Annotated in this window: 5 protein-coding genes; all 5 read right to left on the bottom strand. The window is 74.9% G+C overall.

Going from position 1 to position 12637, the window contains the following annotated elements:
• Positions 1–35 precede the first annotated feature (35 nt).
• Genes EDD90_RS45845 through EDD90_RS45865 form a run of 5 tightly spaced genes read right to left on the bottom strand, consistent with a single transcriptional unit; the run spans position 36 to position 12366 of the window.
• Positions 36–1883, bottom strand: a complete 1848-nt coding sequence (locus EDD90_RS45845; RefSeq protein WP_123978947.1) for a hypothetical protein — start codon at positions 1881–1883, stop codon at positions 36–38.
• Entirely contained in the window at positions 1880–5365 is a 3486-nt protein-coding gene (locus EDD90_RS45850) for a DUF5682 family protein (RefSeq protein ID WP_123978948.1), read from the bottom strand. The genes EDD90_RS45845 and EDD90_RS45850 overlap by 4 nt, the downstream gene beginning before the upstream one ends.
• Before the next feature lie 4 nt (positions 5366–5369).
• On the bottom strand, positions 5370–6533 hold the full coding sequence (locus EDD90_RS45855; protein ID WP_123978949.1) for an AAA family ATPase: 1164 nt from the start codon (positions 6531–6533) through the stop codon (positions 5370–5372).
• Positions 6534–6580: 47 nt separating this feature from the next.
• A complete protein-coding gene (locus tag EDD90_RS45860) occupies positions 6581–11515 on the bottom strand; it encodes a hypothetical protein (protein ID WP_123978950.1) in 4935 nt (1644 codons plus the stop codon).
• Positions 11512–12366 (bottom strand): DUF4132 domain-containing protein, encoded by an 855-nt coding sequence (locus tag EDD90_RS45865; protein ID WP_123978951.1) that lies wholly within the window; start codon positions 12364–12366, stop codon positions 11512–11514. The genes EDD90_RS45860 and EDD90_RS45865 overlap by 4 nt, the downstream gene beginning before the upstream one ends.
• Positions 12367–12637: the final 271 nt, after the last annotated feature.

Raw genomic sequence — 12637 nt, forward strand, 5'->3', positions numbered from 1 at the left:
GGGGAGCGGCGGCCCGCATCCGGCCCGCGTCCCAGTCATCCGCCCCAGGCAGCGGCACACAGCGCACGGCCGACCTCGTCCGTGTAGCGCGCCGCCGTCAGCCACGCCCGGGCGAAGCGTTCCCGGTCCGCCGGGAGGAGCCGCCCGAAGGCGTCGCGCGAGCGGTCCGCCGCCGCGGCGAGCAGCGCGTCGAGGATATCGCCGGCCGTGACGAGACCGTGCCGGTCCAGGCGCCGGGCGTCCGCCCCGGAATGGCCCGGGAAGGCCAGCACGCGCCGGCCGCCCGAGGTCGCCTGCTCGACCCGGCGGCGCAACAGGTGCACCGGAGCCTCCTCGGCCGCGGGCACCGCGGTGCCCGCCACCGGACTCGGCAGATCCGCCTGCTGCAGCCGGTCCAGGCCCACGTCGACACGGCTCCCCGCAAGCGTGGGGTGCTCGGCCGCGAGCAACTGCGCGCGGGCGTGCGGAGCCGGAGCGAGACGCGCGATCACCCGCAGCCGGCTGCCCCGGGCCGCCGCCAGCAGCCGCAGGTTGTCGCGGTGCGGCAGCGCCGGATGGTCGTGCGCCGCCGTCAGCCGCAGCGGCACACCTGCGCAGTCGGCCAGCAGACAGTCGCCCGCCGCCTCGCGCACCGCGCCGACCGGAGTCACCTCCAGGAACAGCAGCCCGTGACCGCCGCCCAGGGCTCGCCCGACCTGCTCGGCCACGGGCACCGCCCACAACCGGTCCAGCGGCTCGGCCCGCCAGCCAGCACCCGACGCGCGCACCGCCCGTACCCCCGAGCCCGCGCCCAGCCGTCCGCTCGGCGACACCGTCGCCCCGGACACCGCGAGGCCCGCCCGCGACAACTCGCGGTGCGTCAGCGCCGTGTCACCGATGCGTACGGCGCGGTCGGCGGCGCCCACCGCCCGGCCCGCGCCGCCCGGGGCCACGTCCGAGACGGTGTACAGGCGGCCGTCGGCGTCGGCGGTCCAGGTGACGGCACCCGCGTACCCGCTTGCGGTGAGCACCGGCTCGGAGAACAGGCCGTACAGCCGCAGCGACCCGTCCGGGGCGTACGGCTGCCGTACGGTGCCGCGCAGTTCGGTCAGGTCCGTACCGCCGGCATGCGGGACGCGAAACGCCACGTACAGGCTTTCGGCGAGGGCCGCGACCAGGTCCGGCAGCCGGAACGCCGGGTCTGCGGCGCGGGCCGCGCGCAACGCGGTGACCACGGAGACCGCCGCCGCGGCCGCCCGGGGGAGACCCGCGAGCCGCGCCGTGTGGGCGGCGCGCAGCAACTCCGCCTGGAGCACGGCACCGGAACCGTCCGAACCGGCGTCCAGCACGGCGGCCGCGGCGGCGAAAACGGCCTGGGCCGCGGCGCGCTGAGGAAGAGTCGCGGTCTCATCGGCGGCGGGAGTGGGGGTGGGGGCAGGGCCGGGGGCCTCGGGAGTGGTCGAGCCGGGTGCGGGCTTCTTCTCGACGGACCCGGACGCATCGGCCACCGGATCCACCGGATCCACCGGATCCACCGGATCCACCGGATCCACCGGATCCACCGGATCCACCGGATCCACCGGATCCACCGGATCCACCGGATCCACCGAACCCACCGGAGCTGCCGAAGCCGCCGCCGCGCGGTGCAGGCAGTCCGGGGCCAGCAGACAGCCGCAGCGAATGGCCGCCGCGTCGGCCACGACACCCCCGGGGGCGTGCAGTTCGAGCTCGGAGCCCTCGTCGTCGACGGTGATGCGCACGGTGTCGCCGTCTTGGACGAGCGGGCGGCCGGCGAGCTTGGCGACGCCCGCGTCCAGCCGCTTGCGCAGCCGGGGCGAGAGAGCCGCGACCAACTCGGCGGTCACGGCCGGGGCGACGGCGGGCAGTTCCCGTTCCGTGCTCATGCGATCTTCTCCCCTACCCAGCGGGCGAGTTCCAGCGGGCTGAGCGCCGCGACCGGCATCCCGGCGGCGACCAGCTGCCCGGCGACCCCGGTCGAGTAACGGGGCCGCCCCGAGTCGTCGAGACTCGCGCAGCCCAGGACGTGACAGCCCGCCCCGACCAGCGCCCGGACCTCGGCGAGCAGTCCGCCGACCGGATAGCCCTCCTCGAAGTCGCTGACCACCACCACGAGCGTGCGGGACGGCACGGTCACCAGCTCACGCGCGTGCCGCAGCCCGGCCGCGATATGGGTACCACCGCCCACACTGACCTCCAGCAGCAGCGACAGGGGGTCCTGGACGTGGTCGGTGAGGTCGATGACCTCGGTGGAGAAGGCCAGGAAGTGTGTGGACAGCGTCGGAACCCCGGCCAGTACCGACGCCGTGAGCGCCGTCCAGATCGTGGACGCCTCCATGGACCCCGACACGTCCGTCACCAGGACCAGCCGCCAGTCGGCCGCCCGTCGGGCCCGCGTCCGGAAGACGGGACGCTCCGGGATCACCCGGACCGTGCCGTCCGGCGCCCGGCGGGCGGTGGCCAGGTTGACCCGCAGGGTACGCGGCAGGTCGAGGCCGCCTCCCGGGCGCCGACTGGGGCGCGGCAGGGCGGTGCCGTGCAGCGCGGGACGCAGCCGGGTCGCCAACTCCCGCGTCAGCGCGTCCACCAGACGCCGTACCAGTGGGCGCAGCGCGGCCAGCCGGGCCTCCGGCAGCCCGCCCGCGTGCCGCAGTACCGACCGCAACAGGTCCACGGAGGGGCGCACTCCGTCCGGGTCCAGCTCGGCCAGCACATCCTGGCGGCCCGTCGCGGCGGCCGCAGCCAGCACCTCCTCCCGAATGCCCGGCCCGAACAGCGCCGCCAGTTCCTCGGACCACTCCCGCACCCCGGGATACGGCGCCTCGCGACCGCCCCCGCCGCCGAGGTCACCGCGGCTGCCCTCGCCGCGTCCACCGCCGTACAACTCGTCCAGAGCGGTGGCCAACGCGCGTGCCGATCCAGGTAGTTGATCGGTGCGGCGGCCGAGGAGCAGACGCCAGCGATCCGCGGGCGCCAGCCGGTGGTCCTCCGTCCGTACGGTGGCGGTGGCGGTGGGCTCAGGCTCCGCGTGTGCCCGGGGCGGGGGCAGCAGGCCGAGCGCGCCCAGGGTTGCGCGGGCGGCGAGGTCGGCGCTGGTCCAGATGGCCAGTGCGGCCGGGTCGGTCGCGCCGGTGTCGGCCACCCGGTCGATGCCGAGACGCTCCTCGACACCGGCCAGCAGCCGGCCGCGGTCGGCCGGACTCAGTGTGTCGAAACCGCCGCGCAGGGCCGGGAGCCGATCGAGGAAGTCCCGGTCGGACAGCTCCGACACCCGCTCGACCAGGGGTTCCAACGCCGGGGCTGCCGCCTCCAGCAGGCGCCCGGCGGCCGTCAGCAGCCCGGTGAGACGGGCGGTGAGCGCGGTCCGGGACCCGGCGTCGACCGCCCCGTCCACCCAGGAGACGACCCGGCCGCCGAAAGCAGCCGGCTCCTCCTGCCCCAGCAGCACACGGACGGCTCCGGCGGCGCCCCGCATCAACGGGGAGCCGTCGGCGGCCAGCCGGGCCAGGGCGTCGGCGAGCCGGATGCCGCCCGACAGGTCCGCGCGATGGGCGAGTTCGAGCAGGGCGTGGGCGTCGGCCGGATCCTCGGAACCGGTGAGGCCGTCCACCTGGCGCACCGCCGCGACGGTCAGCAGCTCGGCCACGGCGAAGGCCCTGGCCGTACGGTCCTCGTCCGCCTCCAGGCCCGCGATGTGACCGGCCCGCAGCAGGTCCAACAGGGCCAGCCCGGCAAGGAGTTCGGGCAGGGTGCCGGAGCCCGGGAGCACGTCGGCGGTGGCGTCGAGCCCCTCGTCCACGAGTCCGGGCAGACCGCAGTGTGCCGCCTGTCGCAAGCCGTCGAGCACCTGCGTCGCCGTGGGCCCGCCGGCGTCCCGCTCCTTGCGGCTCCGCTCCCGCAGCAGGCCCTCCGCCGCCTGGGCCAGGGTGACTCCGCGCACCCCGGCCGCCGTCAGCATCGCCGCCGTGGCCGGCGTCCAGCGGACCTCCCAGCGCGAGGTGAGCGCGTCGGCGCCCCCGGTGCCGGTCACCGGCTTGGACTCGGCGTACGGCACCGAGCACAACTCCAGTCGGCGCAGGAGCAGTTCACGGCGGCGGTCGAGATCCGAGCGGAGGGGATCGAGCCGGAGGTCCCGGGCGGCGCGGGAGACGCCGTCGGCGGGGCCGGGCAGGCCGAGGGCGGTGAGCTCCGCTTCCACAGCCGGGGCGAGACCGCTGCGGGGCGCGCGGGGCGCGGGGCGGCCGACGCGGTCGCCGACCAGGACGCTCTCCATCGCCCTGGCTACCGCCCGGCCCCGGCCGTAGGGCTCGCCTTGTGTCAGCACCGTCTGGACGGCCTCGACCAACTCGCCGCGGCCTGCGGCGGGGAGGTTGCGGAGGCGGGCGAGGTCTCCGGCGAGGCGGGTGATCTCCCGTGCGTCGGCGGGGCCCGAGGGGTGGCCCAGCTTTCTCAGTTCGGCGCAGATTTGGACTGAGGCGCTGGTCAACGCGTGTTCCAGGGAACCGGGATCCCCTGCTGCCTCCAGAACCATGTGCTGCCACTCGGGGTCGCGGATGCCGGCGGGGTAGCCGGAACGCTCGTCCAGGAGGGCGTAGGTGTAAGGGATGAGGGAGGTGGTCCATTCGGGTGCCGGTGGGTGGGGGCTGGTGGCGCCCACGCGGCGGTAGCCGCACATCGATTGCAGCCCCGCGCCCCCAAGGGGGCGCACCAGCGCCGGAGTATGGAAGGCGCCGACCACTGCGGCTGCTCGCTCGCCGTTCTTCGTCGAGGCGGCCAGCTGCGAGCGCATCCACTCCTCCCGCCGCAGATCCACCTCCGAAACAGCCGACTCCTCCCGCAACGCCCAACCCGTCAGCAGCGCCGCCCGTCGCAGTGCCTCCGGTGCCGAGCCGGGTGCGGTCGCTTCTACCAGCCGGTCCCAGAGATCGTCACCGGGGCGGCCGGTAAGCCGGGAGCGCAAGGCGTCCGAAAGCCGGCCAGGCTCCTGCGCCGAGGTACCCCTTTCCCGCCACCCCCGGTCCGCCAGCGGCAGATCGCACGCCACGACCGGCACCTGTCGCCGCCCGGCCCACCGCACCGCCGCCAGTTCCGGGGAGAAGTCCGCGAACGGATAGAACGCCGGGCCGCCGCTGCCGTCCGCCGGTGCCGCGGCGAGGGCCACCGGGGCGCGGGTCTCCTCGTGGGCCAGCCACGGCAGCCACTCCTGCAGCTCCGCGGGCAGCTCGACGAGCAGCACGTCCGGCTTCGCCGCGTCCAGCAGCGCGGGCACCGCTGCCGCCAGGGAGGGCGCGTGGTGCCGTACGCCGATCAGATACGGCGCAGCTGGGTCGGTGAGGGCCGCGAGAGCCACCTCGGGGGTGTCGGACATGGGGTCACGCCTCCAGGACCGTGCGCAGGTCCCACAGCGTCCGCCAGGTCGCCGAGCCCTGTTCCGCGCGCCGTCGTACCGGACCGTCCCAGTAGCCGCGCAGCCGGGCCGCGTCGGCGGGATCGTCCTTGCGCACGACACCGAGGAGGTGGCCCGGGAGCAGGCCGAGGACGTCACGGTCACCGGGGAAGTAGGCGGCCGCCAGGGCCAGTGCGCCCGCCACCGAGACGGCCTCCGCCGTGCTCATCACCGTGGAGGGGCGCTCCACCTCCCAGCCCTCGGCCGACCGTCCCTCGCGCAGGTCACGGAACGCGGTGACCAGGGCCTCCAGGACCGCGTCGTCGACCTGGAAGGGTGCCCCGGCCCGCTCCACCGACGCCCGGGCCTGGCCCCGCACCAGGGCGGTCTCGGCGTCGAGGTCCGGGATGGGGCCCACGGTCTCGAAGTTGAAGCGGCGCTTGAGCGCGGCCGACATCTCCGAGACACCCTTGTCCCGCAGGTTGGCCGTGGCGATGAGGTTGAAGCCGGGTGCGGCGTGTGCCAACGCGTCTTCGGTGCCCGCCAGTTCGGGTACCGCGATGCGTCGCTCGGACAGCAACGACACCAGGGAGTCCTGGACTTCGGGGAGACACCGGGTGACCTCCTCGACACGGGCGATGGCGCCCCGGGACATCGCGGTGAGCACGGGGGAGGACACCAGCGCCTGGCGGCTGGGGCCCTGGGCGAGCAACAGGGCGTAGTTCCAGCCGTACTTGAGCTGGTCCTCCGTCGTGCCCGCGGTTCCCTGCACGACCAGCCCGCTGGTGCCGCACACCGCGGCCGACAGCAGTTCGGACAGCATCGACTTCGCGGTGCCGGGCTCGCCGACCAGCAGCAGACCCCGCTCGCCCGCGAGGGTCACCACACAGCGCTCGACGAGGGCCCGGTCGCCGACGAACTTGCCCTCCACCACCAGCCGGCGCGTTACGCCCTCCGGTACGTCGGCGCCGTCGGGGAGCCGCAGCGCCTGGCCGGCGCTGCCCATGACGAAGGTGACGACGGCCCGGGGGGTGAGCCGCCAGGCGGGCGGGCGCGGCCCGTCGTCGTAGGCCGCGAGGAAGGCCAGTTCGGTGGCGTACCGGTCCTCGGGCGGGACGATCTGGCGGAGCGGAGCGGTGCTGGTGGTCATCGGTGGCTGTCCTTCGAGGTGGTGCTGCGAAGCGGTACGGATCGTGGTCATCGGCGGCGGCCTCTGCGCGTCGCGCGCGTCGTCAGCTGCTCGTACGAGGGAGCGTCTCCCGCCAGTACGCGCTCCCAGGCGCGGGCGAACAGCTCCGGCACCGGGACCAGCGGGAGGGTGCGGTCGTTGTCGGAGACCGGGTAGAGGGCTTCCTTCCAGGTCTCCACCGGCAGGGCCGGGGCCTTCAGGTCCCGCCAGCCGCAGGGCAGGAAGAGGGTGCGGCCGGCGCGCGGGCGCTTCGCCTCGACGACCAGGTCGGTCGCCGCCAGTTCGGCGCGCGCCCTCTTCATGCGGGCGGGCCTCCAGCCGGTCCAGCGCGCACAGTTGCGGTCGGTCGGGTCGGGCAGCGCCAGCAACTGGAGGTAGAGCGCGGCCGCGTCCTCCCCGAGACCGTGGGCCGCGGCGACCTCGGCGACCAGCCCGGGCACGCCGACCGAGGGGTCCTGGGCGTACCCCGCGGGCCCCTCGGCGGAGAGGGCGCGGGCCAGGTCGTCACCGAGGATCGTCCGCAGCGTCCGTGGACCGGATCGGCTTCCCGCACCGACCAGGCCTTCGAGGAGCCCGAGGACCGGGTCGTCCGGGCCGCCCAACGCGGCGGGCCGGACCAGTACGGTCTCCATGTCCCGGTACCAGGGGCGCAGCACCAGCGCATCCCCGGCCCGCGTCCAACCGTGCGCGTCACCGCCACCGGTCTGCGGAAGGCCGTACACCTTGCGCAACTCGACCGCCGTCGAACCGCCCTTCTCCGTCCATGCGACACCGAGATCGAGCAGCAGCTCGGGGTCGGTCAGCCGATGGCGCAGCGCGGTGAGTCCCTCCGGCAGCGCGGCCCGCAGCGGATGTCCGTACGGCAGGACGTACGCCAGGGCGGCGAGACTCTCCACCGCGCCGGACAGCGCGTGCCGCGCGGGCACCGCCGAGGGGTCCTCGGGGACCAGGTCGCCGTCCTTGTCGGAGCGCAGCATGGTGGTCCGGCTGAGCCAGGGGGTGCGTGCGGGGTTGAGCACGGCCTCGGCGTACCCGCCGCCGGCTCCGGCGAGTTCGGCGCTCAGGTCCTCGGGCAGCCGTATCAGCGTGCCGAGCCGCTCGGCCCACAGGCGGCCCGCGGTGGCCGTGTCCGGTCCGGTCGTCCACAGGTCGGCCGGGTCGTCGGGCAGCAGTGCGCCGAGCAGCGCCCGCTGTTCCTCGCCGCCCAGCGAGTTCAGCAGCTGGGCGCCGAACTCCCTCTGACGGGGCTTCAGGCCGATCGCGGTGAGGTCTTCGGTGGCGGGCGCGTGCGGGAGGCCGGCCAGCAGCACGGTGGCCTGGAGGGGGCCGAGTCCGCCGCCGGTCGCGGCCACCACAGCCTCGGGGGCGTCGGACCGCCAGGGTGCGGCGCCCTTGTCCCGGACCAGCCGGGCCAGTTCGGCGAGCCGGTCCGCCGGGATCCCGGTGGTGTACCGGGTCTCGCCGGTCAGGGTGAAGTGCCCGACAGGGCCGAACGTGCCGGACGGGTCGTGGTCCAGCGCCAGCCAGTTGATCCGGCCCAGCCGGGGGTCGACGCTCTGGCAGCCGAGGACGACCACCGTACGGCCGTCGCGGCGCAGCACCTGTCCCGTCCGCTGCTGCTTGTGCTGCTCCTCGCTGAGCACGATCTCGCGCAGCGTGTCCCCGAGCGCCGGGAGCGGCCCCTCGGTCAGTGCCTCGAACAGCAGGAGCAGGGGCTCTCGCCGGGCGTCGGTGAGGGTGGGCGACGCGGCGCGGTAGGCGAGCGGCCGCAGGACGCCGAGGAGAGGCGGCCACACCATCCCGATGCCGGGGATCGTGTGCTCGTCGCTCCGCCAGCCGTCGCCGAGGGCGAGCGGTTCGCGGTCGGGCAGCGGCTTGCCGTCGGCGGGCTTCCCGGAGAGCACATGGTTCACCGCGCGGATCTGCCGCAGTGCGGTCCAGTCGCTCTGCCAGGTGTTCTGCAGACCGACAACGCCCGAGACGGCCTGGGACAGGGCGGGGTCCTCGCCGTGCGGCGGCCGGTAGTCGGCGAACATGCCCTCGGTGCGGTGCCGGGGCTGCCGTGGCCGCTCCTCGGGAGGCGTGGCGAGGGTCGCGGCCGACTCCGCGACCCGCAACGCGGCCCGGACGAGAGCGGCGACACCGACCAGTAGCCGCCGGTCGGTCAGTTCCGGCAGCGCCCGTGCCACCGCGGTCACGGCGACCTCGTCGGCGGCCGGCACCGCGGCCCTGGCCCTGTCGTCCTTTCCGGCCCGGGCCAGCGCCTCCCGCCGTTCGGTGAGCGCCGCCGCCGTCGCCCGCATCAGCTCACCGGCCGCCTCGTCGCCCAGGGTGCGCAGCACGGCCGACCCGCGCTCGTCGCGGGGACGCAGCGCGTGCCAGAACGCGACCGGCGGCACCAGCCGGGTGCCGGCCGCGTACGCCCCGCCGGACTCACCGAAGGACACCCGCCCCAGTTCGGTGCCGTCGTCCGCGTGCAGGGCGACGCTCTGGTACGTCTGCGCGGCGATCGGCTCGGCCCCGCCCGGCAGCCGCAGCGAGCCCAGCGGCACCCCCGGCACCCGGCCGTTGCGGCCGGCCTGCAGGGTGACCGTTCGTCCGTCCGGAGTGCCCGCGGCGGTCTCCTCGCCCTCCGTGCGCACCCACCGCCCGAGCACCGTGCCGTCGGTGCCGAACGGGCTGTTCTCCAGCCCGGGTTGCAGGGGCAGCACCTCGCAGGAGCCGTGCAGCAGCTTGGCGTCCTCGCGGACGGCCGAGGCCAGCAGCGCGGGGAGCGAGGCACGTCCGTGCTCGCCGCTCACCGGGTCGTACTCCAGCCACACCGTCTGCTTGCCGTGCCTGCCCTGGCGCCAGTACGTGGTGCCGTCGCCGATGACCGGACGGCTCGGCGGCAGGACCGTGTCCCCGGCATGCAGGGTGCGGCCACCCGTGGCGCGGCCGCCGCCGGGCAGCGGGATCGACGCGTTGGCCGTGTCGGTGCCGGACCGCCAGACCGGGATCTGCTCGCCGCCGGCCGGGAACACCTCGGTCGGACGGGCCGACCAGTAGCCGTACTGCTTGGCCCCCTGCCGCCACAGCACCAGCAACTCGCCGTCGGTGTACCGGAACACGGGCCGCTGCCAGCTGTCCAGATCGGCGGGCAGCCGCAGGTCGTGCGTGAGCAGTACCCCTTGCGGGCCGACGACGACCGCCTTGCGCCCGCGCGCCAGGATCAGTGCGGGCCAAGCCTCCGTGACCGAAAGGGAGTTGTCCTGGTTCTTGCGGACCTCGGCGTCGAGCAGCACCAGCGCCTCGTCCAGCGCGGGCCAGCCCAGCTCGTCCAGGATCCCGGCGCGAAGGGTGCGGCCGAGCACGGGTACGACGTCGTACTCCACGAGGCGCCGTACGGAGAGTCCGCTCTTCTGCATCACCGGACGGAAGGGCCGCAGCCGTTCCAGCTCCGTGTCGACCCCGGGCAGCCCCGTGGCGGAGGTGAACTCCGCCGTCGACACCTGCAGCCATTCGACCAGCACATCGCCGAGAACCGGGTGCTCGGCCACCTTGAGCAGATCCGTCGCCCCCTGCCCCCGGCCGAGCCCGGCGACGGCCCGGAACAGCAGGGTCCGGTAGCGGGATTCGGCCGCGATGGCCGTCAGGTCCCGCTGTCCGGGCCGCTTGTCGCGCAGCCAGCTGCTCAGCGGCAGATACACGTCCGTGTCCGCGTCGGGGACGGCCAGCGGGATCCGCTCCGCCACGCACAGGTCCAGCAGGTCGAGGTCGGCCCCGCTCTGCCAGCGCCCGGTGAAGAGGTCGACGGGCCGGCCGGTCGCGCGCAGCCGGGGCGCCATCCGTTCGACGAGGGCCAGTGTCGCGGGGGAGCGGTGCGGGGCCGCCGCCCCGTGCTTGCGGTGCAGCGTCCAACGGCCCAGCCAGTCCGCCGCGTCGGCCTCCCCGCCCTCGTCCGTCAGCAGCAGGTCCGCGCCGCACTCAGCCAGCAGCGCCAGCCAGAGCTCGTCGTCCTCCACCTGCCGGCCCAGCCCGGCCGGCATGATCTCCAGCAGCCGTGCCCGGACCTCCGGCCGGCGCTCGGCGACGGTCGGCAGCACGCTCCGGTAGGCGTTCCAGAAGGCGGCCGGCGCCCGCACGGCGGCAGGGGAGGCGAGCAGGTCGGCCACCAGCGCGCACTCCTCGGTGACCAGGTCCAGCTTCGCCGCCTTGACCAGCCCGCGCGCGTCCTGCGGGAGCGAGGCGTACGGCGGCATCCCGGCCGCGCAGCGCTCCACCGTCAGCTGCCGGAACTGCGCCCAGGCGGTGGCCGGTTCGAGCCGCCGGGCGAGGTCCTTCACATACTCCTTGAGCGCCTTCACCGTGAGCGCCCCGGCGAATGCGAACTCCAGGAACACCGCCCGCTGCCGCTCCTCGTCCACCGCGAGGGCGTGCACACGCTCGGCCTCGCGGGCCTTGCCGAAGAAGGCGGCCGCGTAGGTCGTGTTCTCGTACTGGAGGAAGACCCGTGCGGCCTGTTCGTAGAAGGTCGGCAGGAAGTGCGGGACCGCACGGCCGAGTTGCCCGCCGAGCGCCTCGAAGCCCTCCTTCGCGTTGCCCGGCTTGGACTTGGCCTGCCGGGCGAGTCGCTCGACGTCCTTGACCAGGGCGAGGGCGTGATGGCCGTTGGCCGGGTCGTGGACCAGCGCCCAGGCCGGGAAGCCGAGGGTCTCCCGGCGCACCTGGCCGACCTCGGGCGCCTCCGGATCACGGGCGAGGCCGAGGAACTCCAGGGCCAGGTCCTCGGCGTCACCGAGGGTGCCCGGCACCAGGCGGACCACCGCGCGGTCGTCCAGGGCCGGGTGGGTGTACGTGCGGGCGGTCAGGACATCGGCGTCCTCCCGCCCGGTCGTGCCCACGGGCAGGATCGCGCCGACGTCGAGCAACGCGGCCGCAGTGATGTCGTCGTACGTGCTCATGCCGCCCGCTCCTCGTCCTCGATGTCCCGCCCGGCGTACAGTGCCGCCGCCATCCGCATCCCCTCCGACCAGGCGACCGGCCCGACCTGACCGAGCTTCAGCGACCGTCCTGCCGGATCGGTCCACACCAACGGGCCGGTCTCGGTCTCGTAGTAGCCGTCGAAGTCGCCGACCCAGACCCGGGCCTCGACCCCGCGGCCGTCCTCCAGTACGGAGCACACCGCGTAGCCCCCGCGCACGCGGTACCCCAGCTGTGTGGCCCTGCCGTGCAGGAACCGCAGCTCCTTGAACACCCCGCCCGCGTACTCGTCGACCTGGCCGGCCTCCGGGTCCAGGGCGGCCGGGCGGTGCCAGACCTCGCGGAAGAGCTGCCGGGCCTTCTGCTCGACGCCGAGTTCGACGGCGAACTCCCGCAGTTCCTCCAGGTCTTCGAGAAGCACCGGGTGCGGCAGCCGGACCAGCTCGGGAGCGATGCGCACGGTGTCGCCGTCGAGGTCGACCAGGCCGAGCCCGCGCTCCGCGTCGGCGTCCCGCAGGAATCCGGCGACCTCGCCGTCGGCGCCGGTGACGACGAGGTCACGCAGCGCGGCCTGCCAGGCCGGATCAGGCCACACTCGGGCGAGAACATCCATCGGCACCGGCAACGACCGGGTCATCCACCGCTCCACGTCGGCCAGGCACTGCCGTTCGTGCCGTTCCAGCCACTCGACGAGCTGCCGCAGCCCCACCACCGCCGGATCGTCCGCCAGCTTCGAGGGCACGGACTTCAGCCGCCGCCCCGCCGCGTTGCGGCAGACCACCTTCCCGTCGTCCAGGGCCACTTCGTAGTCCCCGGCCGTCACCCACCCCATGCGTGCCTCCCCGCACCGCAGTGATCAAGTGATGGGGACTTTAGGGGAGGCCACTGACAACGCCCTCCACGATCACCGCGGGGACGGGAGCAGGTCGTCGAGGGCGAGCGGCTGTGGATGAGACCGATGGACGTCGAGGCCGAGGGGAGGAGCCCAGGGGAGGAACCGAAGGGAGGAGGGGACCGGGACGGATGCGACGGGTGGCGGCGCGGGCCGAGGCCGGAACGGCAACGACTCCGGTACGGCAACGACCCCGGCGCGGACGTGAAGA

The sequence above is a fragment of the Streptomyces sp. Ag109_O5-1 genome, from assembly GCF_003814875.1.
Classification (GTDB): Bacteria; Actinomycetota; Actinomycetes; order Streptomycetales; family Streptomycetaceae; genus Streptomyces; species Streptomyces sasae.